This is a genomic window from Streptomyces subrutilus, assembly GCF_008704535.1.
Classification (GTDB): Bacteria; Actinomycetota; Actinomycetes; order Streptomycetales; family Streptomycetaceae; genus Streptomyces; species Streptomyces subrutilus.
This window is the reverse complement of sequence record NZ_CP023701.1, coordinates 899113-924390: the sequence shown is the minus strand read 5'-3', so window position 1 is coordinate 924390 and position 25278 is coordinate 899113. Positions and strand designations below refer to the sequence as shown.

The window sequence follows — 25278 nt, the reverse complement described above, 5'->3', positions numbered from 1 at the left end:
CCGCGAGTACGTGTCCCCCCAGGATAGGCCACCTCCGCAATATCCCGCGCTTGCAAATATCCCGCGCCTGCAATTAATGTGGACGCACGTAAGCAGCGACGGCAACCGTATGGCCGCGCTCCCCGGCGGCCCGCCCGCCGCACTCGCACCCCCCTCCCTCCCTGAAGGGCACCACCCCTCATGCCTCTCGCACTCCTCGCCCTCGCCATCGGGGCCTTCGGGATCGGCACCACCGAATTCGTGATCATGGGCCTGCTCCCCGAGGTCGCCGCCGACTACGGCGTCTCGATCCCCACCGCCGGCTACCTGGTCACCGGCTACGCGCTCGGCGTGGTCCTCGGCGCGCCGCTGATGACCGTCCTCGGCACCCGCATCCCCCGCAAGCGCATGCTGATGCTGCTCATGGGCCTGTTCATCGCCGGCAACGTCCTCTCCGCGCTCGCCCCGTCCTTCGGCCTCATGCTCGGCGGCCGCGTCGTCGCCTCCCTCGCCCACGGAGCCTTCTTCGGCATCGGCGCCGTCGTCGCCGCCGAACTCGTCGCCCCCGAGAAGAAGGCCGGCGCCATCGCCATGATGTTCACCGGGCTGACGGTCGCGAACGTCGTCGGCGTCCCCCTCGGCACCCTGGTCGGCCAGACCCTCGGCTGGCGCGTCACCTTCCTGCTCGTCGCCTCCCTCGGCGTCCTCGGCCTGCTCGGCATCGCCAGGCTCGTGCCCGAACTGCCCCGCCCCGCCGGCGGCGTCCGCATCCGCAGCGAACTCGCCGCCTTCCGCAACGTCCAGGTGCTCCTCGCGATGGCGATGACCGTCCTCGGCTTCGGCGGAGTCTTCGCCGCGATCACCTACATCACCCCGATGATGACCAACGTCGCGGGCTTCGCCGACACCTCCGTGACCTGGCTGCTCGTCCTCTTCGGCCTGGGCATGGTCGCGGGCAACCTCATCGGCGGCCGCTTCGCCGACCGGGCCCTGATGCCCATGCTCTACGTGTCGCTCGGCGCCCTCGCCGTCACGCTGGCCGTGTTCACGCTGACCGCCCACTCCAAGGCGGGCGCCGCCGTCACCGTCGTCCTCATCGGCGCCCTCGGCTTCGCGACCGTCCCGCCGCTCCAGAAGCGGGTCCTGGACCAGGCCGCCGGCGCCCCCACCCTCGCCTCCGCCGTCAACATCGGCGCCTTCAACCTCGGCAACGCCCTCGCCGCCTGGCTCGGCGGGCTCGTCCTCGCGGCCGGTCTGGGCTGGACCGCCCCGAACTGGGTCGGCGCCGCGCTGGCGGCCTCCGCCCTGGTGCTCGCGCTGGTCTCGGGCGCCCTGGAGCGCCGTACGGCGGGCCGCCCCGGCGACGGCGGCCGGGCCGCCACGGCCGGGAGCGCGGCCGCGCGGACCGCCCCGGCGCCCGTGCCCACCCACCGCTGAGCCGACGCCCCCGAACGACCCCGTCCCACCCCCACCGAACAAGGAGCACCCCCGTGTCCACCGCCACCGCACCCCGTACCGCCGTCGCCCCGCTGACCACCGAGGACGCCGAACTGCTGCTCGGCGCGGCCCGCGCCGCCGCCGAAGCGGCCGGGGTCGCCGTCAGCGTCACCGTCCTGGACGCCGGCGGCCACCCCCTCGCCTTCCGCCGCGACGACCGGGCCGTGCTGATCTCCGGCGAGACCAGCACCCGCAAGGCCTACACCGCCCTCCAGCTCGACGCACCGACCGCCGACCTCGTCGGGGCCGTCCAGCCCGGCGCCCCCTTCCACACCCTGCCGACCGCCCTGGACCGGCCGCTGCTCTTCATCGCCGGCGGCCTCCCCGTCCACCGCGACGGCCGGCTCGTCGGCGCCGTCGGCGTCGGCGGCGGCGCCCCCGAGCAGGACCACGGCTTCGCCGCCGCCGCGCTCGACGCCCTGGTCTGAGCCGGCTCCGGGTCGCGCGCCCGTGTCCCCCGTGCCAGGTTGGTACGGGGGACACGGGCGTACGGGGGACACACGGCACGGCACCCTGCGGAAGGCGAGGCGGCACATGAGGGCCCACGGCATAGCGACGGCGACCCTCGCCGCCCTGGTCACGCTGGCCGTGCCGGGCTGCTCGGCCGCCTCCGACGGGGCCCGGCCGGCGGCCACCGCCCCCGGGTCCGGCGCCGCCACCGCCACCCGGGCGGCCCCCACGCCCACGCCCACCCCCACGCGGTCCTACCCGCTGTCGACCGCCCCCCTCACCGTCCCCTCCGTACGCGAACACGAAGCCGCCCGCGGCCCGGGCTGGAAGCCCGCCCCCGACGCCCGCGTGGTCGTCGCCCCGGCCGACGCCAAGGCCCTCACCGACGAGGCCCGACTGCTGGCCGGCGAGCTCCGCCTGGGTTTCGCGGAATCGGCGGACAGCCGCCCCGGTGACGTGCAGCTCGCCCTGGGGGCCGACGACTCCGGCAAGCCCGAGTCGTACACCCTCGCCGTCAAGGACGGGAAGGTGAAGATATCCGGGCCCGACGAGGCCGGTGTCTTCTACGGGACGCGCACCCTCAAGCAGGCGGTGGCCACCGGAGGTTCGGCCCCCGAGGGCACCGTCCGCGACGCTCCGGCCCGCCCGCAGCGCGGCCTGAACCTCGACATCGCGCGCAAGAACTTCACCCCCGACTGGATCGAGGCCCGGCTGCGGGAGATGGGCGACCTCAAGCTCAACCAGCTCGGCCTGCACTTCTCCGACGACCAGGCCTTCCGCATCCAGTCCGACACCCACCCCGAGATCGTCTCCACCCCCCACCTCACCAAGGCGGACGTACGCCGCATCACGGCCCTCGCCGCCAGCCGCCACATCACCGTCGTACCGGAGATCGACTCGCCCGGACACCTCGGCGCCGTCCTGCGCGCCCACCCCGACCTGCAACTGCGCGACGCACAGGGCAAGGCGGTCAAGGGAGCGGTCGACATCTCCAACCCGGCGTCCGCCAAGCTCATCGACGAGCTGCTCCGCGAGTACCAGCCGCTGTTCCCCGGAGGGGCCTGGCACCTGGGCGCCGACGAGTACCAGGCCCTCGTGGTCCGCGACCCCCAGGCCTCCTTCCCGCAGCTCGCCAAGGCGGCCCGCGCGCGGTACGGAGCCGGTGCCCGGGTGCAGGACCTGGCGACGGGCTGGCTCAACGACCGCGCGGACGTGGTGCGCCCCACCGGCAAGGCCCTCAAGGCCTGGAACGACGGCTTCTTCCGCGGCGGAGTGACCCAGGCCGCCAAGGACATCCAGGTCGAGTACTGGACCGGCAAGGAGATCGGCGCCCGCCCGCCGCTGGAGTACCTGCGCGAGGGCCGCAAGGTGGTCAACCTCAACGACGAGTACCTCTACTACGTGCTCGGCCAGCCCAACCGGTTCACCTACCCGACCGGCCGCCGGATCTACGAGGAGTGGACCCCGCTGGTCCTGCGCGGCACCACCGCCGTGCCCGCCCGGTACGGCGACCAGGTACTCGGCGCACGGCTCGCCGTCTGGGCCGACCTGGCCGGGGCCCAGACCCAGGCGCAGGTGGCCGACGGCATCCGGCTGCCGCTGGCCGCTCTCTCCCAGAAGGTCTGGGACGACCGCCCGCCGCAGGCCACGTGGGCGCAGTTCAAGGCGCTCGCCGACCGCCTCTGACGCCCGCCGGCGCGCGGCCGCGCGGGCTACGCCCGGCCCGCGCGCTCGCGGAGCTGCCAGTGCCGGCGGACCCACCGGCCCACCAGCGGCAGCGCCGTCAGGACGGTGAGGAGCCAGGCCGCGGCGAACGCCCAGATCAGCGGCTGGGCCACGGTCACCGAGGCGGCGACGAGCAGACCCACCGTGACCGCGCCGAGCAGGCAGGCCGCGAGGAGGCGGTGGCGTCCGGGCACCGACCGCAGCCGCCGGTCGAGCGAGCGGTCCCCCTTGAGGTGGGCCTCGATCGCGGAGAGGGCGCGCTGCTCGCGATCCGAGAGTCCGGCTCCGTCCATGGTGACGTACCTCCGTGGGCCCGGCTGCCGCCGCGGCGCGGCGCGCAGCCTCTGACCAGCGGATGCCCCGCCCGGGGCGGTCCAATCCCGCCGGCCGGCCCCAGCCGGGTCACCAGATGGAGGCGACCCACTCCGGGTGGTCGATGAACGGGTTGCGGTTGTGCTGGTAGGAGTCGAATATGACCTGGTTGCGGCGCTTCTCGAAGGCGTCCGGCGGGTCCTGCTGGCTCCACTGCTTCAGCACGCTGATGCGGCCCATGGCCGGGGCCGAGCCGTTGTTGACCTTGTCGTTGAGCTCCAGGTCGGCGAAGCCGTCGCCGCCGTCGTAGCGCACGGCCATGTAGAGCAGCATGCGCGCCACGTCGCCCTTGACCGCGTCGCGCGGCTCGAAGGAGTCGGAGTCGGTCAGGCTGCCGGGTGCCTCGCTCACGGGGCTGCCGCCCTTGTCGAAGTCCTTGTTTCCGCGCGTGCTGTTCACGCTGACGTCCTCGGGACGCAGGTGGTGCAGGTCGGTGCCGGGGCCGGTGGCGGTGCCGAAGTCGCCGTGGCTCTTGGCCCACACGTGCTCGCGGTTCCAGTCGTTGGCGCCGCCGCCGTTGGTGGACTTGGACTGGGAGCGGCCGGAGTAGAGCAGGATGACGTTGTTCGGGTTCGCCGGGTCCTGGTCGGTGACCTTCAGGGCGTTCCAGACGCCGTCGTAGGACACCTTGGACTGGGTCTTGACGATGTCGTGCAGCGCGGTCTTCAAGGCGGCGCCGGTCTTGCCCTCCGCCGCGGCGTAGTAGGGCTCGATCGCGGCGGAGCCGGTCGCGGCGGCGCGGGGATCCGCCGTCCGCTCCTGGCCCGCGGAGGCGGTGGCCGGTACGGCGATCAGGGCGACGGCCGCGAGGCCGGCCGCCCAGGGGGTCGTACGGGAGATTCTCATGACGTGGGGGTCCTCTCCACACGCACCGTCCCCGCCCAGGCAGTTGGCGGGGTGTCAGGTGGCAGAGCGAGGCTCACATTGTCATGTGCCGTACAGGTGAAGACCACGTGTCCTGCGTGGGGATCTTGGTGCGGCTTCTGTGCGCTCCCCGTCGGACCCCGGTCCCTCCGGGCGCACGGAAGCACCGGTGCGGCCACTGCCGTACCGGGGCTTCCGCGGGTCCGGGAGGGGTCAGCCGGTGGCCGCGATCTTCGGCGCGGGCTCGTACGCGTAGCCGGGGCCGAAGTTCTTCTTCACGGCCGTCTCCCAGGCCCCGTCCGCGACCATCTTCTGGAGCGCCGCGTTGATCTTGCCCTGGAGCTCCTTGTCGCCCTTCTCCACGCCGATGCCGTAGCGCTCGTCGCTCAGGTTCAGACCGACCAGCCTGAACCTGCCCTCGTTGCCCTTGCGGGCGGCGTATCCGGCCAGGATGGAGTTGTCCGTGGTCATGGCGTCGACCAGCTTGTCCTGGAGGGCGACGAGGCACTCCGAGTAGCCGGGGAGCTCCAGCACGCTCGCCTTCGGTGCGAGCGTCTTCTTGACGTTCTCCGCCGACGTCGAACCGGTCACCGAGCAGAGCCTCTTGGTGTTGAGGTCCTCGGCCTTGGCGATGGAGGAGTCGTCGGCGCGGACGAGCAGGTCCTGGTGCGCCAGGAAGTAGGGGCCGGCGAAGTCGACCTTCTCCTTGCGCTTGTCGTTGATCGAGTAGCTCGCGGCGACGAACTCCACCTCGTTGTACTGGAGCAGCAGCTCGCGGTCGTTGCTGTAGACCTGCTTGAACTCGATGCGGTCCGGCGCGTAGCCGAGCTCCCCGGCCACGTACGTGGCGACGTCCACGTCGAAACCGGAGAACGTCCCGCCCGTCTCGCGCAGTCCGATGCCCGGCTGGTCGAACTTGATCCCGATGGAGATGGTCCCCTGCGCCTTTTCCTCCCCGCCGCACGCCGAGGTGGTCAGGGCGATCACGATCACTGCGGCGACCGCGCCGGCCTGGGGAACCTTCATGCTGCACTCTTTCCTCGGGAACGCGGGACGCGCGCAGGGATCACCGGCGCACGCGGAACCGCGGGGACGTGGGAGAACGTCCTGACACGTGTACGAGGAAGCTAGGAAGGTGACGGCCGCAGCGTCACTACATCTGAGTAAAACTTGAGGATAACGATCCGGACCGACCGGAGATCCTGCGGCGGGGACCGGGCCGGAGCGGACGACGGGGGCGGGCATGGGCGCGGGTTCGGCACGGGTCGACGGAAACACGCTGCTGTTGGGCGACGGAGTGCGGATACGGTTCGTCCGCACCCTGCGGCTGCCCGAGTCGGGTACGCACGCACTGCCCCCGGGACTCGGCGACTTCCCGTTGCGGCGCGTCGAGGACCACCCGGACACCGTGCCCCCGGAGTGGCTCGCGAAGGGCGGCGTGATGCTGCCCGTGTACCTGCGCGAGGCCATGTGGCTCGACTTCGGCGGGACCGTCGAGCCGGCCGCCCTCCAGGTCGGCGTCGGCAAGGTCTGCGCGGTCTCCGGCGAGCGCTGGACGGGCCGGCCGGGCCGCGACCCGCAGAACTACCTGGTCCTGCCCCGGCAGCCGTGGCTGGACGGGATCAACTCGGGGGACGGCACGGTGGGCCAGTTCGTCGCCGTACCGCTCGGACTCGGCGCCACGGTCGAGGGACAGGTCACCGGCGAGGAGACCACCGGCGGCGTGCAGCTGCAGGCCTTCCCGCTCCGCGCCGCCCCGCTCGCCGCGTGGCGGCGTGCCGAGCGGGCGCGGATGCGCGTCGGAGGTCCGGCCTTCGGGCCGCCACCCGGTGCGCCCGGCGGCTTCGGCGGCCCGGTGCCCCCGCCGATGGCGGCGGCGCCCGGCGGGTTCTCGTTTCCGGAGCCCGGGTCGGCTCCGGCGCGCGCCGGAGCGCTCCCGCCCGCGGCTCCGGCGACGGGGCTCGGCGTCGGCGGCAGCATGCGCCAGGAGGTCTACCGCGACGACCGGCCGCCGTCCGACTGGGACACCGAAGCCGGCGTCCGGGTCTTCGTCCACCTGGTGACCCCGCCCGCGTGGCGGCGCATCACCGGGGAGGAGCCACCGCCCTCGCCCGCGGACCGGGCGGCCTACACCCGGGCCGGGCTGCCCTGGTTCGACTACGACGACGAGGCCGCCGCCGACCTGCCCCGCGCCGAACCCCTCGGCGGGGTCAGGCCGGTGGGGGAGTGGCTCGGCGACGACCACACCCCGTGGGCGGAGCCGGCCCCCGGCCAGATCAAACCGCTCGGTAACGCGCCGAGGCCGGGCAAACCCGTACGGGACGGCGACTGGTGATCCGACCGGACGTCCGCCGACGGCCGGTAACGATCGGTCGCCCGTCCCGTCGCGGCGGGGGCGTGGGACCATGGCGGTGGGACGGTGTCCGGGTGGAAGCCCGGCAGAGGGAGGGGGAGTTCGGTGACCGGTGTACGCAAGGGCCTGGCCAAGGTGGAGGTCGCATTGCGGTGGGACCCGAGTCTGGCCGGTACGCCCGCCAACGACCTGGACATAGTCGTCGCCGTCTACGGCACCGCGGACCTGCACGGGACCCCGGTCCACCTGGTCCACTTCGGCAGCCGCTCCTCCGACGGCACCATCACGCTGAACCGGGACAGCCACACCGGCCAGGGCTTCGGCTTCGACGAGGTGATGACCATCGAACTCGACCGGATGGCACCGGAGTTGCGCCGGGTGGTGGTGGGCGTGGTGATCCAGGCCGCCGGCGGCGCCGACCGGCCCACGAAGACCTTCGCCGACATCGCGGGCACCGGCATCCGCATCCGCGAGGGACACCTCGACCTGGCCTCCACCGACTTCGAGTCCGTCCCCACCTCCAACGCCGTCACGGTGGGCGAGTTCGACCGCGACGAGTCCGGCATCTGGTCGCTCGACGCGCACCTGCGCGGATTCGACACCGACCCGGAGGAGTTCACCCGGATCATGGGCGCCGCCCGCTGAGGCCGCGCCCCGTCCCCGGTCCGGTACCGGGTCCGCGTCCGCTCAGATCGGGCGGTGGCCATTCCTCGCTCGAATGACCACCGCCCGGTCCGGGAGGCGCGCTGCCGCCGTCCCCACGAGGCAGCGCGGGCGGGTCGCCGTCCGGTCATCGGGACGGCGGTCCGCCGGTTTCAGGGGGCCTGGCCGGCGGGGGAGCCGGGCGGCGTCAGGCCGAGGGCGGGCAGCAGCACCGCGTCGACGAAGCGGACCAGGTAGTCCGCGTCCGCGTAGCGGCCCTCCAGCACCGGCCGGATGCGGAGCACGCCCATCAGCTGCGCCGGCAGGAACTCCACGGCCGGATGGTCCGCGGCGATCTCGCCCCGCGCCACCCCCCGCGCCACCATCACGTCGAAGGCGGCCAGCTCGGGGCCGACCAACGCCTCGCGCAGTGCCGCCTGGAGCTCCTCGTCGCTCAGTACCGCGTGCCCGAGGGCCTGCATCAGGCGGGTGTCGCGACCCGAGGTGCACCCGGCGATGCGGGCCGCCTCGCGCAGGTCTCCCGCCAGCGAACCGGTGTCCACCGCGACGATCGTGCCCTGCCGGCCGGCGCGCAGGGCGGCCGCGACGAGCTGCGGCTTTCCCTTCCACTGCCGGTACAGCGTGGACTTCCCGCAGCTGGCCCGGGCGGCGATGCCCTCCATGGTCAGCGCCTCGTACCCGTGCTCGCGCAGCTGGTCCAGGACGGCGTCGTAGAACTCCTGCACCCGCTCCGGGCTGATCTTGGAGCGGCGCGGGGCGACCGGCGTCGACGTCATGGGGTGCGGCTCTCCTCGGGGGTTCCTCGGTGGCGTGTTCCGCTGCCGAGTGTACGGGAACGCGAGCGTATCGGTACACCTGCGTATCGATACGTGAATGTATCGATACACTGGCGTGTCGATGTGCGCGTAGAGGAAGCGAGACGCGGGGATGACCTCCCACACCACACCTGCCGGGACGGCAGCCGGACCGAGAGCCGCGCGCCGCCGCCTCATACGCGAACTCCTGCTCGTCGCAGGACTGTTCACCGTCTACAAGTCGGGCCGGATGCTCTCGACCGGCCGCACCGGGGAGGCCTTCCGCAACGCCGGGTGGATCTGGGACGCCGAGCGCGCCCTGCACCTGCCGGGCGAGGGCGCGGTCCAGGGCCTGCTGCTCCACGGGGACACCCTCGTACGGGCCGCGAACACCTACTACGCGGGCGTGCACTTCCCGGCGACCGTGCTCTTCCTGGTCTGGCTCTACGTACGCCGGCCCGCGCACTACCTCTGGGCCCGCCGGATCCTGGTGGTGCTCACCGGCGCCGCCCTCGCCCTGCACCTGGCCTTCCCCCTCGCACCCCCGCGGATGCTGGGCGCCGCGCACCTCGTGGACACCGGCCAGGTCTACGGTCCCAGCGTGTACCGGGCCGCGCCGGCCGCCGACACCATGGCCAACCAGTTCGCCGCGATGCCCTCCCTGCACTTCGGCTGGGCCCTCGTCGTCGCGCTCGGCATGATCGCGGCCACCCGGTCCCGGACCGGGGACGGGCGAGGGGGCCGCTTCGCGCGGCTGCGCCCGCTGTGGCTGCTGCACCCCCTGGCCACGCTGGTCGTGGTCGTCGGCACCGCCAACCACTACTGGCTCGACGTGATCGTGGCGACCGTGCTGCTGGGTGCGGCCCTGCTGCTGGTCCCGCGGCCGTCCGGCACCGTCCTGCCCGCGGCGGCGTCCACGGGCAGGCCGCCCGCGCCGGCCGGTGCGGCGGCTGACGCCGAGCGGCCGGCCGTGCCCGCCGCGGGGCCGCCGGCCGGGGACCCGGCCGGCGGGGGCGGGGCCCCGCCCCGTGCCGGAGCCGCGCCCGGGCCCCTCCTGCCGCCGTCACGGCGTGCGGACACCGCCGTGGGGGCCGGACGGTGAACGCCACCCTGCTCGCCGTCCTGCTCTGCCTCGCCTCCGCCGTGACCTACGCGGCCGCGGCCGTGGCACAGGAGCGCCTCGCGCGCGCCGCCGTCGCCCGCAGCACCGGCGCCCTGCTCGGCAACGCCGCCTGGTGGTGGTCGGCCGGGCTCAACGCGGCCGCCGCCCTGCTGCACGCCGCGGCCCTGCGCTACGGACCGCTCACCCTGGTCCAGCCGCTCGGCGCGCTCACCCTCGTGGCGGCCGTACCGCTGGGGGCGCACGGCGCCGGCCGCCGGGTCGCGGCCACCGAATGGCGCGGTACCCTCGCCACCGTCGCCGGACTCGGACTGCTGCTGCTCCCCGCCTCCGGACCGGCCCCCGACGACACGCTCAGCCTCGCCGAGGCGTTCGCCGTATCGGGGGCGACGGCCGCGGTGATCCTGCTGCTGACCGCCGCCAAAGACCCGCGTTCTGGGCTGCGGCACGCCACCGCCTCCGGCCTGGCCTCCGCCGCCGCGTCGGCCCTGACCCAGACCGTCGCCGTGGCGGGCGGCCGCGGGGGCGACCTGTTCAGCGTGCGGGTGGTGTCGGTGGCGCTGCTCGTCGTGGTCTTCGCGGTCGGCGGGATGCTCCTGTCCCAGCGCGCCTACCGCGGCGGACTCGGTGCCCCCCTGGCCGTGGTGAACCTCGCCAACCCGCTCGCCGCGGCGGCCATCGGCATGGTGCTGCTCGGCGAACGGCTGCAGGGCGGCGTCGGCGGGGTCCTGCTGGCGGTGGCCGGGGCCCTCGCGGCCGCGCGCGGGGTGATGCTGCTCACCCGGACCCCGCCGCCCGCCTCCGCGACCCGGCCCGCCGACACGGCCGGGGGCGGCGGCCCGGCGACCGCGGCGACCGCCGCCCTGCCGATGCCGCGGGTGGCGGCGTAACCCGGCCCGGCCCGGCCCGGCCCGGCCCGGCCCGGCCCGGCCCGGCCCGGCCCGGCCCGGCCGGAGCCGGGCAGGTCCGCAGAACCGTTCCGGCGCTGATGGCGTCCTCCCTGGTGAACACGACACACCACCGAATCGGGAGTGACTGGACATGGGCATCGTCAGCTGGATCGTCCTGGGACTGCTCGCCGGAGCCATCGCCAAGGTCCTCCTCCCGGGCCGGGACCCCGGCGGCCTGATCGGCACCGTCCTGATCGGAATCGCCGGCGCGTTCATCGGCGGCTGGCTCTCGGCCCGGTTCCTGGACCGGCCGATCCAGACGCAGTTCTTCGACCTCGCCACCTGGGGCTCGGCCATCGCCGGCTCGCTGGTCCTGCTGATCGGCTACCGCATCCTCTTCGGCAACTCCCGCGACTGAGCGCCCCGTACCGTCCCGCCCCGCTGCCGGACGCAGGGGCGCGGCCCCGCGCCGCGCCGGCCCGCGACTACGCTGGCCGCACGAAGAGCCGTACGAGCAGCGAGGGAACGTTCCGAATGCCGCAGCAGAGTGTCACCCCCGTCCCCACCGCCGACCTCTACGACGAGCACGGCGAGGCGCTCGCCCTCTGCACCACCGCGTTCCGCCAGTTCGGCGGCCGCCGCGTCTTCGCCGGTCCCGTGCGCACCCTCGTCTGCCACGAGGACAACGCCCTGCTGCGCGAACTGGTCCACACCCCCGGAGAGGGCGCCGTCCTCGTCGTCGACGGCGGCGGCTCGCTGCGCACCGCCCTCGTGGGCGACGTGATCGCGGGCGCCGCCGAGCGCAACGGCTGGGCCGGGCTGATCCTCTCCGGCGCGGTCCGCGACAGCGTGGCCCTCGGCGGGCTCGACCTCGGCGTCAAGGCCCTCGGCACGATGCCCCGCAAGAGCGGCAAGACGGGCGCGGGCACCGTGGACGCGCCCGTCACCCTCGGCGGGGTCACCTTCCGCCCCGGCGACACCGTCTACGCGGACGACGACGGCATCGCGCTCCTCCCGGCCCGCGGCTGACCCGCGGCGGTCCCCGCAGCCGGACACCGCCTCGACACCGAGGGCGCCCACCGGCTGACCACCGCCGGGTACCCGGACACCGCGCACGGCCGCGTCACCCAACAGTGACCCGCGCCGTGCACCACACCTCCGTCCACCGCCGGACCGCGGGCGGCGACCACCACCGTGCGCTCGCGGCAGTACGGGCCCGGGGCGCCCGGCGGGTGCCCCGACCGGACCCTGACCACCGTGCGGGGGACGCCGACGGCGGACCGGCGCCGCTGCTGACGGTGCGGCCCCCTACGATGACCGGCCATGGACACGAGCGAGGCCGGCAGACAGCTGATCGACGGCCGGTTTGAACTGATCGAGCCCCTGGGCGCGGGTGGCATGGGCACGGTGTGGCGCGCCCGCGACATCGCGCTCCACCGTGACGTCGCGCTGAAGGAGGTGCGCCCGCCGGACCCGGCGGCCGCCGCCGCGCAGCCCGGCCTCGCCGACCAGCTGCGCGGCCGGGCCGTCCGCGAGGCCCGCGCCCTCGCCCGCCTCGCCCACCCGAACGTGGTGACGATCCACCACATCGTGGAGCCCGCGGCCGGCAGCGGGGGGCATCCGTGGATCGTGATGGAACTGGTCCGCGGCGGCTCCCTCCACGACCGGCTCGCGTCCGGTCCGATGCCCGTCCCGGACGTGCTGCGGCTCGGCCTGGACGTGCTGTCGGCGCTGCGGGCCGCCCACGCCGAGGGCGTCCTCCACCGCGACGTGAAACCGGCCAACGTGCTGTTGAGGCCCGACGGCGCCGCGGTGCTCACGGACTTCGGCATCGCCGCACTGCACGGATCGACCGCGCTCACCTCGACCGGGGTGCTCATCGGCTCGCCCGAGTACATAGCGCCCGAGCGGGTGCGCGGCGCCGAAGGACTGGTCGCCTCCGACCTGTGGTCGCTGGGCATGATGCTGTACGTGGCCGCGGAGGGCGTGCATCCGCTGCGCCGGTCCAGCAGCCTCGCCACGGTGGTCGCCGTGCTCGACGACCCGCTGCCGCCGCCGGTCCGGTCCGGCCCGCTGGGGCCCGTACTGGAGCGGCTGCTCGTACGGGATCCGGCCGCGCGGCCCGACGCGGCCGCTCTGGAACGACTGCTCCGCGACGTGGGCACCGCTCTCGCGGGCACGGGCGCAGGCGCGGATGCCGGGGCCCCGTACCGCCCCCTGCCCGTCCCGCCCGCCGGCACCCCTCCGGTCCCGCTCCCCGCGCCCCTCGGCCGGTACGGCCTGCCGGACCACCAGCCGTACACCGCCCCGCTGTCCGGGCCCGGCGCCGCCTCCCCCTACGGCGCCCCCGCCGGCCCGGCCCCGCACCCGGTGCCCCGGCCCGCGCGCCGCCGGCGGGCGCTGGCGGCCGGCGCCCTCGCGCTGGCCCTGACCGGCGGGGTCGTCGGCCTCGTCCGGTGGCTGCCGGACGGGGACGGGGGGACCGGCGGCGACGCCGGGGGCGGAGCGGCCACCACCCCGGCGGCGCAGCCGGGCAGCGCACGGCCGGGTGCGGGCGGTACGGGAACCCCGGGCGGCGGCCGCGCCTCCGGGGCCGCGACCGCGCCGGAGGGGGGCATGCTCACCCCTGCCGGCGTGCGGACCGCGCTGGACGCGTTCAAGCAGAAGACCGGCACCACCGTCTTCGTCGACCTGCGGATCTACGACGGCTACGTCCTCGCCTCGATCCCCACGGCGCCCGGGGCCAGGACCGTCGACTCCTGGCAGTACCGCGACGGCGCCGTCAAGCGCACCGGCCCGAAAGGGACCCGGGACGAGGAGGAACCCCTCATCGACATGGCCGCCGTCGCCTGGGACGCCCTGCCCGGCCTGCTGGAACAGGCCCGCAAGGAGCTCAAGGTCGACCAGCCCACCTCCCGTTACGTCATCGTCGAGCCCTGGATGATGGACCACGTGCCCTGCATGCGGCCCTACCTGAGCGATGCGTACGGCCAGGGCGGCTACCTGCTCGCCGGCATCGACGGCACGGTGAAGAAGGTCGTACCGAGCTGATCCGGCACGGGGCGCACGTCGGCCGACCGGCGCGGCCGTCGGGGTGAGATCCGGCCAATTCGGCGGCCGGTACGGGGTCGGCGAGGGCCTCCTCCCCGGGCGGGCCGCCCACCGGCGGCAGACTGGGCCCGCCCGTACCCCGCCGAGGAGGACCGCCGTGCCCGTGCCGATCGTCATCGACTGCGACCCGGGGCACGACGACGCCCTCGCGATCATGCTGGCGGCGGCCGACCCCGCGGTGGACCTGCTCGCCATCACGACGGTCGCCGGCAACCAGACGCTGGAGAAGACGACGCTCAACGCCCGCCGGGTGTGCGGCATCGCCGGGATCACCGACGTGCCCGTCGCCGCCGGGTGCGCCCGGCCGCTGCTCCAGCCGCCGGGCGTGGCCGCCGACGTACACGGCGCATCGGGCCTGGACGGGCCGCGGTTCGCCGAACCCACCGTCGACGTCGTGCCCGAGCACGCCGTGGACCTCCTCCACCGGATCCTGCGGGACCATCCGGAGCCGGTCACGCTCGTGCCCACGGCCCCGCTGACCAACATCGCCCTGCTGCTGACCCGCCACCCCGAGAGCGCGGCCCGCATCCGCGAGATCGTGCTGATGGGCGGCTCCACCGACCGGGGCAACCGCACCCCGGCCGCCGAGTTCAACATCCACGCCGACCCGGAGGCCGCGGACATCGTCTTCGGCAGCGGGGTCCCGGTGACCATGTGCGGGCTCAACGTCACCCACCAGGCCCTGGCCACGCCCGACGTCCTCGCCCGGTTCACCGGCCTCGGCACCGAGCTGGGCGACGTGTGCGCCGAACTGCTGGCCTTCTACGGCTCGGCGTACCACCGGCTCTGGGGCATGCCCCACCCGCCGCTGCACGATCCCGTCGCGGTCGCCCGGGTGATCGACCCGGACCTGGTGCGCTGCGTCGACGCGAACGTCGCGGTGGAACTCCACGGCCGGTACACCCGCGGCGCCACCGTCGTGGACCTCCACGGCTACCTCGACCGCCCGGTCAACGCCCGGGTCGCCGTCGCACTGGACGCGGCACGCTTCTGGGACCGCATGGTCGACGCGGTCAGGACCCTCGGCGCCCGGGGCCGCTGACGGACGGTCCGCGCCCCGCCGGCTCAGCCCGCGACGGGGTACATCAGCCCGCGCCGCCCCTCCGGCGACACCAGCCACTCCAGCTTCGCGGCGGTGTCCGCACCCGGCAGCGGCGTGTGGAGCACGATCGACAGGTCGGGGCGGGCCGGCACGCGCAACTGCGTCGACTCCAGGTGCAGCACCCCCACGACCGGATGCTCCAGGTGCTTCTGCAACTGCCCGCCCGGACGGATGTCCCGTCGCTCCCACAGCGCGGCGAACTCCGCGCTCGCCTCCCGCGCCTCCTCCACCACGGCCTGGAAGCCCTCGTCCCCGGGATGGTCCGAGCACGCCGCCCGGAACTGCGCCACGATCTCCAGGGCGACCTCCTCCCAACGCGCCGCGCACACCCGGTAGACGGGGTCGGTGAAGAAGGAGATCAGGGAGTTCTGCTCGGTGTCCGGACCCATGCCGAGCGCCAGCGCGGCCGCCTCGTTGTACATCACCGTGTTCCAGTACACGTCCATGATGTGCGCCGGGAACGGCATCCACGCGTCGATCAGCCGCTTCAGGCCGTGGCACATGCCCCGGTCGCGCGGCTCGACCTCCAGCGCGGGCGGATTGAGCCCCGCGAGCACGTACAGGTGCCTGCGCTCGGCACTCGTCAGCCGGAGCACCCGTCCCACCGAGTCCAGGACCTGGGCCGACACCGTGATGTCGCGCCCCTGCTCCAGCCACTGGTACCAGGACGCCCCCACCCCGGCCAGCACGGCCACCTCCTCCCGCCGCAGCCCGGGCGTGCGCCGCCGGGCCCCGCCGTCCGGCAGGCCGGCCGCCGCCGGAGTGATCCGGGCGCGCCGGCTCATCAGAAAGCGGCGCAGCTCGGAGCGGCGGTGCTGGTCGATCGGTACGGCCACGGAAGTCCCCCTGACGGCAGCCTGGTGGTGCCGCCAACAGGATAAGTTCCCTCTCTCCACGGCCGTTCCCCGGCCACGAGGGTGGGCCCATGCCGATCGACACACAGAAGACACCCCCCGCCGAGGCCGCGGCCGCCCCCGGGACGGACCGGCTCGGGGGCCGGGCCGGACTGGTCCTCCTCGTGCTCTGCGCCGCCCAGTTCATGGTGGCGCTCGACTTCTCCGTACTCAACGTGGCGCTGCCCGCGCTCGGCAGGGACCTCGGCTTCAGCCCGTCCGCCCTCCAGTGGGCCGTCACCGCCTTCGCCCTGCCCTCCGGCGGCTTCCTGCTCCTCTTCGGCCGGATCGCCGACCTCTACGGCCGCAGACGGCTGTTCCTGACCGGCCTCGCCGTCTTCGGCGCCGCCTCCCTCCTGGCCACCCTCGCCTGGAACCCGGCCTCCTTCCTGGCCGGCCGCGCCCTGCAGGGCATGGGCGCGGCCGTCATCGTGCCGACCGGGATGTCCCTGCTGACCACCACCTTCCCGGAGGGGCCGCTGCGGGCCAGGGCGCTGGGCATCTCCGGCACCCTGCTCTCCCTCGGCTTCACCGTCGGCATGCTGCTCGGCGGGGCCATGACCGACAGCCTCGGCTGGCGCTCCACCATGGCCCTGCTCGCGGTCGCCGCCGCGCTCGTGCTCGCCTTCGCCCCCGGACTGCTGCCCGAATCGCGCACCCCGGAGCGGCCCCGTCCGGACGTACCCGGCGCCGTCACCGTCACCGGCGGTCTGCTCGCGCTGATCTACGCCCTGTCCACGGCCGCCCAGCGCGGCTTCGGTGGCGCCGACGTCCTCGGGACGCTCGCCGCCGGCCTGCTGCTCCTGGCCGCCTTCGCCGTGGTCGAGTCGCGCTCCCCGGCCCCGCTGGTGTCGCTGCCGATGCTGAAGCGGCCCACGGTCGCCTGGGGCAACCTCGGGGGACTGGTCACCTTCTCGATGATGTCCACGACCGCCTTCGTCCTGACCCTCTACCTCCAGGAGACCCTGGGGCTGTCCTCGCTGCGGACCGGCCTGGTCTTCGGCGTGCAGGGCCTGGCCTCCGCCGTCGCCGGCTCGTACGCGCCCCGGATCATCGGCCGCTTCGGCGCCCGCCGCACGCTGACCGTCTCGCTCCTGGGCCAGGGGGTGTTCACCGCCGCGCTGCTCGGAGCCGGCTCCGAGTCCGGCGCGCTGCTGGTGACGGTCGCGGTGTCGCTGGCGAGCATGTTCCACCTCGGCGCGATCATCTCGTACGGGGTGACGGTGACGAGCGGAGTGCCCGACGCGGAACAGGGCCTGGCCACCGGCCTGATCACCACCACCCAGCAGGTCGGCATCACCATCGGCATCCCGCTGCTCGGGGTGCTGGCCACCACCCGGGTCCCGCTCTTCGAGGGCGTGCGGACGGTCCTGGCGATCGACGCGGCCGTGGTGATCGCGGCGGCCCTGCTGGTGGGGGTGGGCCTGGGCTCGGGTACGGGCCCAGGCCGGGGCCGCGGTCACCGGGGAGGCCGGCGCACGGGCGGCGTCGGTTAGGGTCGGCAGCGCGGCGCCGTACGGCGCACCCCGCACGACGAACCACCATCGACCACGAGGAGCAGCCGTGAGCCGGCCGGCGTCCACCGTTCTGCAGCAGGAGATCGCCCGGGAACTCCAGGTGGCGGAGACCTTCGACGCGCACCGGGAGATCGAGCGCCGGGTGGCCTTCCTGGCCGAGCGCCTCACCTCCACCGGGCTGCGCTCCCTGGTGCTCGGCATCAGCGGCGGGGTGGACTCCACCACGGCCGGGCGGCTCTGCCAGCTCGCCGTGGAGCGGGTCCGGGCGGCCGGCCACGAGGCGACGTTCTACGCGATGCGGCTGCCGTACGGCGTCCAGGCCGACGAGCACGACGCCCAGCTCGCGCTCGGCTTCATCGACGCGGACCGGGTGCTGACGGTGGACGTCAAGCCCGCGAGCGACGCCGCGCTGGACGCCTCCCTCGCGGGCGGCACCGCCTTCCGGGACGCCGGCCACCAGGACTTCGTCCACGGCAACATCAAGGCCCGGCAGCGGATGATCGCCCAGTACGCGGTGGCCGGCGCCCACGACGGCCTCGTCGTCGGCACCGACCACGCGGCGGAGGCGGTCTCGGGCTTCTTCACGAAGTTCGGCGACGGCGCGGCCGACCTCGTCCCCCTGACCGGTCTGACCAAGCGCCGGGTCCGCGCGGTCGCCGACGCCCTGGGCGCCCCCGCGGAGCTGGTCTGGAAGACGCCGACGGCGGACCTGGAGACCCTGGCCCCGGGCAAGGCCGACGAGGACGCCCTGGGCGTCACGTACGACGACATCGACGACTTCCTGGAGGGCAAGCCGGTGGACGAGCGCGCCTTCGAGACGATCGTCCGCCGCTACCGCCTGACGGACCACAAGCGCAGCCTGCCGATCGCGCCGTAGCGCGACCGCGGCCCGCCGGGGGCAACGGCCGCCCCGCCACCGCCGGGGACCCGCGCTACGGTGCCGACCCGCCCCCGGCGTGGCCGCCGATCGTCAGCTCGACCTCGTCTCCCGTCCGGGCGAACTCCCGCACCAGCCAGGTGCGGGAGCCGATCGAGGTCCCGGCGCCGGTGGTGTAGGCGGGGACGGCGAGGACGGCCCCGGTCCGGTCCTCGGTGCGCAACCGCGCCTCGGCAACCACGTCGTCCGAGAACCGCAGCTCCAGCTCGACCGGGCGAGGGGCCCGTGCGAAGGCGTGGGGATCGGGCAGACCCCGGAGGCGGCAGCGAGCACCCGGGAACAGGTGGGTATGACCGCAGACGGCCAGGAAGGCGTCGGATCCGGTCGGACAGGCGGGGGACTGGGTCATGGTGGCTCCGGGATGCGGGGCGGTGGCGGACCCGGGCAGTGTGGCCCCCGGACGGCCCCACGGTGCGGTTCCCGGGCCGCGCATTCCACGCCCCGTCACCCGCTCGGAGCCGGGGACCGCCCCGAAGCCGTCGGGTACGCCCGGGCCCGTCCCCGGCACGCCCCGCTCGCGTCGGCCCGGACGGCCCCGCCCATCCACGCCGTTCGCCGAGGATCGCCGACACATCGTGCCGGTGCCGGTCCGGATACGGTGGCGGCATGGCGACGATCCTGCGGCACCTTCGACCCGGATTCACGTGGGATTGGTGGGCGGTCGCCGCCGCGGCGTTCCTCGTCCAGTTCTCTGCGCCGCTCCCGCGGACGCGTCAGGTGCGCGTGTGGATGTCGCCCCGGGTGGTCGACGTGATGATGCCGCGCCGGCCCAGGTCGCCCGGCGGGATGCCGGGGTGGTGGCCGGGGCGGCCGGTGCCCGGGGTGGCTCCGAGGGCGAGGCGGGAGACGATGCGGTAGCGGTCGCCCCGGTACACCGAGTGCACGTACTCCACCGGACGGCCCGTCGAATCCGTCGTGAGCCGCTCGATGAGGAGGGCGGGGGAGAGCAGCGGCACGTCCAGCAGGTCGGCCTCGGCCTCGTTGACCACGGTCGGTTCGATCGACTGCTGCGCCTCGTGGACGTGGACGCCGTGGTGGTCGCGCAGGTGCTCGTAGAGGTCGCCCGCCTCCAGCTCGGCCGGGGTGAGCGCCGGTATCAGGTCCGCCGGGATGTGCAGGTGCTCGATGGCCATCGGCGCCCCGTCCACCAGCCGGAGCCGGGCGATGTAGAGCAGCCGTGCCCCCGGGGAGATCCGCAGGCGGCGGCCGATGCGGGCGCCCGCCGGGGCGGTGGAGTGCTCCAGGACCCTGCTGGACCAGTGGCCCGAGGCCTGCCGGACGGCGAACGGCGCCTCGTCGGCCGAGAGTTCCTGGGTGATCTTGGCCGGTGCCACGAACATGCCGCGGCCGTGCTCGCGCACCAGGACCCCGGTGGCGACCAGCTCGTCCACGGCGGCGCGCAGCGTGGGCCGGGAGACCTCCAGGGCGGCGCACAGGGTGCGCTCGGAGGGGATCGCGTCCCCGGGACGGCGGACGTCGATCAGGCCCAGCAGGTGCTCGCGGACGCGCTCCCGCTTGAGGACCGATCCGGGGGCTGTCCCCGGTGGCGGTCCGGGATGCGCCGACGGAGCCGCTTCCGAGGAGTCGTGTGCCACGGCTCGCCTCCCTCACCTCTGGTCAGCTGTCCAACTGGTCATGTGCATCTAACCATTTGGGGTGTTGGTCTCGCGAGGGCCGGTTCAATGATCCTTGGTGCGGGGAGGGTTGACGCGGTGACCGGGTCATGCCACCTTCTAGCCACCCGGTTGGCCACCTTGCCAATTGGTCAGGTCCGGGCGGTGGTCGCGGGCGGCGCCTCAGCCGACGGCAGGCCGTGAGCGGGCCGTCGGCAGCCCGTCGGCCAACCGAGCCCCGCCACCACCGCCCACCCGCGCCCCGCCGCTCCCCAGCAATCCCGACCAGGTGAGGAACCCACCGCGCATGTTCCCCCGCCCCGACATCTCGCTCGTCCCCCGCCCCGACTCCCTCACCCTCCACCCCGGTCACTTCACCCTCGACGCCCACACCGCCCTGCGCGCCGGTCCGGGCACCGAGGACGCCGCCGCCCTGCTCCGCGAGGTCCTGGCCCCCGCCACCGCACTGCCGCTGCCGCCGCGGTCCGACGGCCGGATCGTCCTCCTCCTCGACCCGGCCCTCGGCGGCCTCGGTGCGGAGGGCTACGGCCTCGGCATCTCCCCGGAGGCCGTCGTCCTGCGCGCCGCGCGCCCCGCAGGCCTGCTGCTCGGCGTGCAGACCCTGCGCCAGCTGCTGCCCCCCGAGACCCTCGCCGACGCCCCGCAACGGCGCACCGGGTGGACCCTGCCCTGCCTGCGGATCACCGACCGGCCGCGGTTCGTGTGGCGCGGAGCCCTGCTCGACGTCGCGCGCCACTTCCAGCCCGTCTCGTACCTACGCCGCTTCGTGGACCTGCTGGCCCTGCACAAGCTGAACGTGCTGCACCTCCACCTCACCGACGACCAGGGCTGGCGGATGCCCGTCGCCGCCTACCCCCGGCTCACCGAGACCGGCGGCCGGCGCCGCGAGAGCGACGGGGACGGCATCCCGCACGAGGGCGCGTACAGCAGGGCCGAACTCGTCGACCTGGTCGCGTACGCCGCGCGCCGGGGCGTCTCCGTCGTCCCCGAGATCGAGATGCCCGGGCACACCCGGGCCGCCCTCGCCGCCTACCCGCACCTCGGCAACCGCCCCGGCACCCGGCTGGAGACCTGGACGCGCTGGGGCGTCTGCGAGAACATCCTCGGCGTCCACGACGAGGTGTTCGACTTCTGCCGCACCGTGCTGGACGAGGTGAGCGAGGTCTTCCCCTCTCCGTACGTGCACATCGGCGGCGACGAATGCCCCCGCACCGAGTGGGAGGCCTCCGGGGCGGCGCGCGCCCGGGCCGCCGCCGAGGGGCTGGCCGGTCCGGGCGAGCTGCACGGCTGGTTCATGCGGACCGTCGCCGCCCACCTCACCTCGCTCGGCCGCCGCCCGCTCGGCTGGACCGAGACCGGCACCGAACTGCCCTCCGACTTCACGATCCTGACCTGGCGCGACGCCGAGCACGGCCGCCGCGCCGCGCTGCGCGGCCACGACGTGGTCATGGCGCCGTTCCGCTCGACCTACCTGGACTACCCGCAGTCCGCCGACCCCGGTGAGCCCCGCGGCCAGGACGGCGGCGTGCTCGACCTGCGCGGGGTCTACGACAACGATCCCGCCCCCGCGCACTGGGAGCCCGAGGCGGCCCGGCGCGTCCTGGGCACGCAGGCCCAGCTGTGGACCGAGTACGCGCGCACGCCCGAGCAGCTCGACTACCTGGCCTTCCCCCGGCTCTGCGCCCTCGCCGAGACCGCCTGGTCGGCGCACCGCGACTGGCCCGGCTTCCTGCACCGGCTCGGCCACCACCGGACCCGGCTCGCCGCCCTCGGGGTACGCGGCCGCACCCCGCACCCCACCGGCCCCACCCCGTACCCCACCGGCCCCACCCCGCACACCGTTCCCGTCCCGTGATCCCCCCACCCCGAGAGGAACGCCCCATGCGAAGCCGAACCCGAACCGGCACCGGAGCCCGTACACCGAACCGCCGGACCGCCGCCCTGGCCCTCGCCCTCGCCGTCGGCCTCGGCGCGGCCGCCCTGACCGCACTGCCGGCCAGCGCGGCCGCCGACTCGGTCAAGGTGCTGTACCGGACCAGTGCCGCCGGGGCCACCACCGACCAGGTCGAGCCGTGGCTGAAGGTGGTCAACAACGGCGCCGCCACCGTCCCGTTGAGCCAGGTCAGGCTGCGCTACTACTTCAAGGCCGACACCGCGACCGCCCAGTACCGCTTCGCCTGCTCCTGGGCGGTCAAGGGCTGCGCCAACATCACCGGCACCTTCGGAACCCTGGCCACCCCCACGGCCACCGCCGACCGCTTCCTGGAGATCTCCTTCGGGGGCGGCGCGGGATCCCTCGCGCCCGGCGCCGACACCGGGGACATGCAGCTGCGGTTCCACCGCACGGACTGGCAGACCCTGAACCAGGCCGACGACTACTCCTTCGACGCCTCGCGCACCGCCTACGGCGACTTCGCCAAGGTCACGGCGAAGCTCGGCGGCGCCACGGTCTGGGGCACCGCGCCCGGGGGCAACACCCCGGACCCCACCCCGACCCCGACCCCGACCGGCCCCGGCCCCGGCCCGTCCGGGGCCACCCTCTTCGACGACTTCTCCTACGCCTCCCACACCGACCCGGCCCTCGCCGCGCACGGCTGGAGCGTGCGCTCCGACGCGGGCGGGCCCGGGGTCCCGGGCGCGACCTGGGCGCCGGAGAACGTCACCTTCGGGACGGAGGCCGGCAACTCCGTCATGAACCTGGAGACGTCCACCGCCGGCTCCGGTGCGAGCACGAAGCACACGGAGGTCCTCACCCGGGCGACGAAGTTCAAGAACGGCACCTACGCCGCCCGGGTGAAGTTCGCCGACGCCCCGAAGTACGGCCCGGACGGCGACCGCCTCGTGCAGACCTTCTTCACCATCAACGACCTCAAGGCCCCGATGGCCGACGACTACGCCGAGTACGACTTCGAGTACCTGCCCAACGGCGGCTGGGGCGAGCCCGCCAACATCCTCTACACCACCTCCTGGGAGACCTACCGCCCCGACCCGTGGGAGGCCGTCAACGCGCACTCCGAGGTCCGTACCAGCTACGCGGGCTGGCACGATCTGGTCCTGACCATCGACGGCAACGCCATCACCTACTACGTCGACGGCCGGCCGTTCGGCACCCACGACGCCCGCTACCTCCCCGAGCGCCCCATGTCCATCAACTTCAACCAGTGGCTGATCGACCTCGACGGGCAGCCCGGCTCCACCGCCCGCGCCTACGACCAGAAGGTGGACTACGTCCTGCACGTCAAGGACCAGGTGCTGACCCCCGCCCAGGTGGCCGCCAAGGTGGCCGCCTACCGCACCGCGGGCACCGCCTTCCAGGACACGGTCCCGAACGGCTGACACCGCGGGCCCGGGGGCCGGAGCCACCGCTCCGGCCCCCGGGCCCGCCCGGCCCCCGGTTCGGCCGTGTCAGCCGCCCGTGGTGACGTCGGCGCACCGGGCGACCACCGCGGCCAGGCTGCCCTCCGTACGCAGCAGCTCGCGCTGGACGCGCGCCCCGTTGCCCCGCTCCAGCAGCAGGGCGATGCCCTCCCGGACGCGCTCGTCGTCGCCGTGGTCCACCAGGGCTTCGCGCACGTGCTCGTACAGCGCCCCGACCGCGTCGGCGGGGGAGGTCTCGCGCATGGTGGCCGGGTGGACGAGCGGGCCGTCCAGCCCCGAGCGGCCGGCCCGCCAGGACGCGAGCCGCAGTAGGCTGGTGCCGATCCGGGCGGGCGGCTCCCCGTCCCGCCAGGCCCGGGACGCGGTCTCGGCCAGGCCGCGGACCAGCGCGGCCAGCAGGACCGGCGTCGAAGCGTCCAGGCACACGTCCGCGACCCTGACCTCGACCGTGGGGTACGCGGCGGACAGCCGGGCGTCGAAGTAGATCATCCCGTTGTCGCGCAGCACGCCGGTGTCGATCATGGCGGCGACCTGCTCGTGGTAGCGGTCGGGGGAGCCGAAGACGTCGACCGGGCCGGCCGAGGGCAGCCGGTTCCACACCCGGCTGCGGTAGCTGCCGTACCCGCTGTCCTCGCCCTGCCAGAACGGCGAGTTCGCGCTCATCGCGGTCAGGACGGGCAGCCACGGCCGGATCCGGTCCAGCACGGCGACGCCCTCCTCGTCCGACTCGACCGACACGTGGACGTGGCAGCCGCACGTCAGCTGCTCCTGCGCCGTCATGCCGAACTGCTCGGCGACCCACTCGTAGCGCTTGCCGGCGTTGATCGACGGCTGGACGGCCACCGGCGAGGTGGCGAGCGCCGCCACCCGTGCGCCCGCGGACGCCGCGTGCCGGGCGGCCTCGGCACGGCACCGGGTGACCTCCTCCAGCAGTTCGCCCATCTCCGTCACCGGCTTGGTCGCGAACTCCACCTGCTCCTGCTGCAGCTCCTCCTCGAACGCGTGCTCCTGCTGCTCCCCGCTCGCGGGGTGCCGACCGGCGGACCGGTCCGCGGCCGCCAGCACCGCATCCGACAGGGCCAACGGCTCACCGCTGCGGGCGTCCACCAGCAGCAGTTCCTCTTCCACGCCTACGCTTCGCATGCCGCCGCCCATCACTCACCGGTCTGATCCCCTGCCGCCTGCCCGCCCGGCCCCCGGCCATGCGGAATCCGCCGGGTTGAGTCGCCGGGCGCGGGGCAGGCGCGCCGTCGACCGCGGTGCCACCGGCCCCGGCCCCGTGGCGGGGGCGGCACCGGAGAACCCGAACGAGGGAGTTGTTCCGCATGACCGAGAACGTGTGGTCCTACCGCGCCGGCGTGGACTACCTGGCGGCCGAACTGACCGGGTACAAGGTCGAGGCCCTCGACGGCGCCATCGGCAAGATCGACAAGCACTCGGACGAGGTCACCGACGCGTACCTGGTCGTCGACACCGGCGTGTGGATCCTCGGCAAGGAGGTCCTGCTCCCGGCCGGTGTGGTGACCCGCATCGACCACGAGGCCGAGAAGGTCTACGTGGACCGGACGAAGGACCAGGTCAAGGCGGCCCCGGAATTCCACCGCGACCGGCACCTGGGGGACGGGGGCTACCGCGAGCAGGTCGGTACGCACTACGGCTCCGGCATGCCCTTCGGCCTCCCGCCGGCCTGAACCGGCCCCGGGACGGGCGGCGAGGTGACGCGGGGCGGCGCGCGGGGCGGGAGCCGGGCGCGCGGTCAGGACGGGAGCGGCCGGGCCTCGACCCGGTGCGCCGGCTCCTGCCCGCCGCCGCTCGCCAGCATGCGCACCTCGCCCTGATCGCTGATCTCCGCCCGGACGATCCCGGTCTCGTCGGCGTAGACCGGGTGGCCGCCCGGACCCTTCTGCCCGGTGTCGGACACCTCCACCGTGTCCTGCCCCTCCTCGGGACCGTCCTGAAAGACCAGCTCGTACCTGTTGGTCGGCATCTCGCCCCATCC

General features: G+C 74.5%; 25 protein-coding genes. 16 read left to right on the top strand and 9 right to left on the bottom strand.

Annotation, left to right across the window (positions count from 1 at the left end; translation table 11 throughout):
• Positions 1-180 precede the first annotated feature (180 nt).
• From CP968_RS04030 to CP968_RS04020, 3 genes are all read left to right on the top strand, one after another.
• A complete protein-coding gene (locus tag CP968_RS04030; RefSeq protein WP_229886284.1) occupies positions 181-1416 on the top strand; it encodes an MFS transporter in 1236 nt (411 codons plus the stop codon).
• Between the two features lie 53 nt (positions 1417-1469).
• On the top strand, positions 1470-1904 hold the full coding sequence (locus CP968_RS04025; RefSeq protein ID WP_150516671.1) for a GlcG/HbpS family heme-binding protein: 435 nt from the start codon (positions 1470-1472) through the stop codon (positions 1902-1904).
• Positions 1905-2010: 106 nt separating this feature from the next.
• Positions 2011-3612 (top strand): beta-N-acetylhexosaminidase, encoded by a 1602-nt coding sequence (locus tag CP968_RS04020; RefSeq protein WP_150516670.1) that lies wholly within the window; start codon positions 2011-2013, stop codon positions 3610-3612.
• Between the two features lie 26 nt (positions 3613-3638).
• Here the strand turns inward: CP968_RS04020 and CP968_RS04015 are convergent, their stop codons facing one another.
• From CP968_RS04015 to CP968_RS04005, 3 genes are all read right to left on the bottom strand, one after another.
• On the bottom strand, positions 3639-3944 hold the full coding sequence (locus CP968_RS04015) for a DUF3040 domain-containing protein (protein WP_150516669.1): 306 nt from the start codon (positions 3942-3944) through the stop codon (positions 3639-3641).
• 109 nt (positions 3945-4053) lie between these two features.
• On the bottom strand, positions 4054-4869 hold the full coding sequence (locus CP968_RS04010; protein ID WP_150516668.1) for an endonuclease I family protein: 816 nt from the start codon (positions 4867-4869) through the stop codon (positions 4054-4056).
• Positions 4870-5100: 231 nt separating this feature from the next.
• On the bottom strand, positions 5101-5913 hold the full coding sequence (locus CP968_RS04005) for a glutamate ABC transporter substrate-binding protein (RefSeq protein WP_150516667.1): 813 nt from the start codon (positions 5911-5913) through the stop codon (positions 5101-5103).
• 217 nt (positions 5914-6130) lie between these two features.
• Here CP968_RS04005 and CP968_RS04000 point away from each other — a divergent pair, with 217 nt between their 5' ends.
• Both CP968_RS04000 and CP968_RS03995 read left to right on the top strand, forming a co-directional pair.
• Positions 6131-7222 carry a hypothetical protein gene (locus tag CP968_RS04000; protein WP_150516666.1) on the top strand — a complete coding sequence of 364 codons (1092 nt, stop codon included), beginning with the start codon at positions 6131-6133 and terminating at the stop codon, positions 7220-7222.
• 84 nt (positions 7223-7306) lie between these two features.
• The gene (locus tag CP968_RS03995) at positions 7307-7885 is read left to right on the top strand and encodes a TerD family protein (protein ID WP_268253270.1); all 579 of its coding nucleotides are present in this window, start codon (positions 7307-7309) and stop codon (positions 7883-7885) included.
• A gap of 170 nt (positions 7886-8055) precedes the next feature.
• Here CP968_RS03995 and CP968_RS03990 read toward each other — a convergent pair whose 3' ends face one another.
• The gene (locus CP968_RS03990; RefSeq protein WP_150516664.1) at positions 8056-8679 is read right to left on the bottom strand and encodes a TetR/AcrR family transcriptional regulator; all 624 of its coding nucleotides are present in this window, start codon (positions 8677-8679) and stop codon (positions 8056-8058) included.
• A 151-nt stretch (positions 8680-8830) separates the two neighbouring features.
• On the opposite strand from CP968_RS03990, the gene CP968_RS03985 reads away from it, so the two are divergent.
• From CP968_RS03985 to CP968_RS03960, 6 genes are all read left to right on the top strand, one after another.
• Positions 8831-9799, top strand: coding sequence for a phosphatase PAP2 family protein (locus CP968_RS03985; protein ID WP_150516663.1), 969 nt, complete (start codon positions 8831-8833; stop codon positions 9797-9799).
• Positions 9796-10707 carry a hypothetical protein gene (locus CP968_RS03980; protein WP_150516662.1) on the top strand — a complete coding sequence of 304 codons (912 nt, stop codon included), beginning with the start codon at positions 9796-9798 and terminating at the stop codon, positions 10705-10707. The genes CP968_RS03985 and CP968_RS03980 overlap by 4 nt, the downstream gene beginning before the upstream one ends.
• A 151-nt stretch (positions 10708-10858) precedes the next feature.
• Positions 10859-11125 (top strand): GlsB/YeaQ/YmgE family stress response membrane protein, encoded by a 267-nt coding sequence (locus CP968_RS03975; RefSeq protein WP_150516661.1) that lies wholly within the window; start codon positions 10859-10861, stop codon positions 11123-11125.
• A 116-nt stretch (positions 11126-11241) separates the two neighbouring features.
• Positions 11242-11736: a ribonuclease E activity regulator RraA gene (gene rraA / locus CP968_RS03970; RefSeq protein WP_150516660.1), complete on the top strand. Its 495-nt coding sequence runs from the start codon at positions 11242-11244 to the stop codon at positions 11734-11736.
• A 294-nt stretch (positions 11737-12030) separates the two neighbouring features.
• Positions 12031-13758 (top strand): serine/threonine-protein kinase, encoded by a 1728-nt coding sequence (locus CP968_RS03965; RefSeq protein ID WP_229886282.1) that lies wholly within the window; start codon positions 12031-12033, stop codon positions 13756-13758.
• A gap of 157 nt (positions 13759-13915) precedes the next feature.
• Positions 13916-14860 carry a nucleoside hydrolase gene (locus CP968_RS03960; protein WP_150516659.1) on the top strand — a complete coding sequence of 315 codons (945 nt, stop codon included), beginning with the start codon at positions 13916-13918 and terminating at the stop codon, positions 14858-14860.
• A gap of 23 nt (positions 14861-14883) precedes the next feature.
• Here CP968_RS03960 and CP968_RS03955 read toward each other — a convergent pair whose 3' ends face one another.
• A complete protein-coding gene (locus tag CP968_RS03955) occupies positions 14884-15705 on the bottom strand; it encodes a helix-turn-helix transcriptional regulator (protein ID WP_150521700.1) in 822 nt (273 codons plus the stop codon).
• A 140-nt stretch (positions 15706-15845) separates the two neighbouring features.
• Between CP968_RS03955 and CP968_RS03950 the strand changes: the two genes are divergently transcribed.
• Both CP968_RS03950 and nadE read left to right on the top strand, forming a co-directional pair.
• Entirely contained in the window at positions 15846-17309 is a 1464-nt protein-coding gene (locus CP968_RS03950) for an MFS transporter (RefSeq protein ID WP_150516658.1), read from the top strand.
• A 67-nt stretch (positions 17310-17376) separates the two neighbouring features.
• Entirely contained in the window at positions 17377-18207 is an 831-nt protein-coding gene (gene nadE, locus CP968_RS03945; protein ID WP_150516657.1) for an ammonia-dependent NAD(+) synthetase, read from the top strand.
• A 55-nt stretch (positions 18208-18262) separates the two neighbouring features.
• Here nadE and CP968_RS03940 read toward each other — a convergent pair whose 3' ends face one another.
• Positions 18263-18616 carry a hypothetical protein gene (locus tag CP968_RS03940; protein WP_150516656.1) on the bottom strand — a complete coding sequence of 118 codons (354 nt, stop codon included), beginning with the start codon at positions 18614-18616 and terminating at the stop codon, positions 18263-18265.
• A 364-nt stretch (positions 18617-18980) separates the two neighbouring features.
• Positions 18981-19760 (bottom strand): GntR family transcriptional regulator, encoded by a 780-nt coding sequence (locus tag CP968_RS03935; RefSeq protein ID WP_229886329.1) that lies wholly within the window; start codon positions 19758-19760, stop codon positions 18981-18983.
• A 427-nt stretch (positions 19761-20187) separates the two neighbouring features.
• On the opposite strand from CP968_RS03935, the gene CP968_RS03930 reads away from it, so the two are divergent.
• A complete protein-coding gene (locus CP968_RS03930) occupies positions 20188-21756 on the top strand; it encodes a beta-N-acetylhexosaminidase (protein WP_150516654.1) in 1569 nt (522 codons plus the stop codon).
• Between the two features lie 26 nt (positions 21757-21782).
• Positions 21783-23237 carry a cellulose binding domain-containing protein gene (locus CP968_RS03925; protein ID WP_150516653.1) on the top strand — a complete coding sequence of 485 codons (1455 nt, stop codon included), beginning with the start codon at positions 21783-21785 and terminating at the stop codon, positions 23235-23237.
• A 69-nt stretch (positions 23238-23306) separates the two neighbouring features.
• On the opposite strand, the gene CP968_RS03920 is transcribed toward CP968_RS03925, so the two are convergent.
• Positions 23307-24422, bottom strand: coding sequence for a glutamate--cysteine ligase (locus CP968_RS03920; RefSeq protein WP_150516652.1), 1116 nt, complete (start codon positions 24420-24422; stop codon positions 23307-23309).
• A 182-nt stretch (positions 24423-24604) separates the two neighbouring features.
• Here CP968_RS03920 and CP968_RS03915 point away from each other — a divergent pair, with 182 nt between their 5' ends.
• Positions 24605-24970: a PRC-barrel domain containing protein gene (locus tag CP968_RS03915; RefSeq protein WP_150516651.1), complete on the top strand. Its 366-nt coding sequence runs from the start codon at positions 24605-24607 to the stop codon at positions 24968-24970.
• Positions 24971-25035: 65 nt separating this feature from the next.
• Here CP968_RS03915 and CP968_RS03910 read toward each other — a convergent pair whose 3' ends face one another.
• A complete protein-coding gene (locus CP968_RS03910) occupies positions 25036-25266 on the bottom strand; it encodes a DUF6296 family protein (RefSeq protein WP_150516650.1) in 231 nt (76 codons plus the stop codon).
• Positions 25267-25278 lie beyond the last annotated feature (12 nt).

Excerpts from the sequence above, each read along its gene's own strand:
- CP968_RS03950 (WP_150516658.1), top strand. The coding sequence starts at position 15,846 with ATGCCGATCGACACACAGAAGACACCCCCCGCCGAGGCCGCGGCCGCC.
- CP968_RS03975 (WP_150516661.1), top strand. The coding sequence starts at position 10,859 with ATGGGCATCGTCAGCTGGATCGTCCTGGGACTGCTCGCCGGAGCCATC.
- CP968_RS04005 (WP_150516667.1), bottom strand. The coding sequence starts at position 5,913 with ATGAAGGTTCCCCAGGCCGGCGCGGTCGCCGCAGTGATCGTGATCGCC.
- CP968_RS03985 (WP_150516663.1), top strand. The coding sequence starts at position 8,831 with ATGACCTCCCACACCACACCTGCCGGGACGGCAGCCGGACCGAGAGCC.
- CP968_RS03915 (WP_150516651.1), top strand. The coding sequence starts at position 24,605 with ATGACCGAGAACGTGTGGTCCTACCGCGCCGGCGTGGACTACCTGGCG.
- CP968_RS04030 (WP_229886284.1), top strand. The coding sequence starts at position 181 with ATGCCTCTCGCACTCCTCGCCCTCGCCATCGGGGCCTTCGGGATCGGC.
- CP968_RS04010 (WP_150516668.1), bottom strand. The coding sequence starts at position 4,869 with ATGAGAATCTCCCGTACGACCCCCTGGGCGGCCGGCCTCGCGGCCGTC.
- CP968_RS04015 (WP_150516669.1), bottom strand. The coding sequence starts at position 3,944 with ATGGACGGAGCCGGACTCTCGGATCGCGAGCAGCGCGCCCTCTCCGCG.
- CP968_RS03920 (WP_150516652.1), bottom strand. The coding sequence starts at position 24,422 with ATGCGAAGCGTAGGCGTGGAAGAGGAACTGCTGCTGGTGGACGCCCGC.
- CP968_RS03965 (WP_229886282.1), top strand. The coding sequence starts at position 12,031 with ATGGACACGAGCGAGGCCGGCAGACAGCTGATCGACGGCCGGTTTGAA.
- CP968_RS03955 (WP_150521700.1), bottom strand. The coding sequence starts at position 15,705 with ATGAGCCGGCGCGCCCGGATCACTCCGGCGGCGGCCGGCCTGCCGGAC.
- CP968_RS03990 (WP_150516664.1), bottom strand. The coding sequence starts at position 8,679 with ATGACGTCGACGCCGGTCGCCCCGCGCCGCTCCAAGATCAGCCCGGAG.
- CP968_RS03910 (WP_150516650.1), bottom strand. The coding sequence starts at position 25,266 with ATGCCGACCAACAGGTACGAGCTGGTCTTTCAGGACGGTCCCGAGGAG.
- CP968_RS04020 (WP_150516670.1), top strand. The coding sequence starts at position 2,011 with ATGAGGGCCCACGGCATAGCGACGGCGACCCTCGCCGCCCTGGTCACG.
- CP968_RS03940 (WP_150516656.1), bottom strand. The coding sequence starts at position 18,616 with ATGACCCAGTCCCCCGCCTGTCCGACCGGATCCGACGCCTTCCTGGCC.
- CP968_RS04000 (WP_150516666.1), top strand. The coding sequence starts at position 6,131 with ATGGGCGCGGGTTCGGCACGGGTCGACGGAAACACGCTGCTGTTGGGC.
- CP968_RS03930 (WP_150516654.1), top strand. The coding sequence starts at position 20,188 with ATGTTCCCCCGCCCCGACATCTCGCTCGTCCCCCGCCCCGACTCCCTC.
- CP968_RS03925 (WP_150516653.1), top strand. The coding sequence starts at position 21,783 with ATGCGAAGCCGAACCCGAACCGGCACCGGAGCCCGTACACCGAACCGC.
- rraA (WP_150516660.1), top strand. The coding sequence starts at position 11,242 with ATGCCGCAGCAGAGTGTCACCCCCGTCCCCACCGCCGACCTCTACGAC.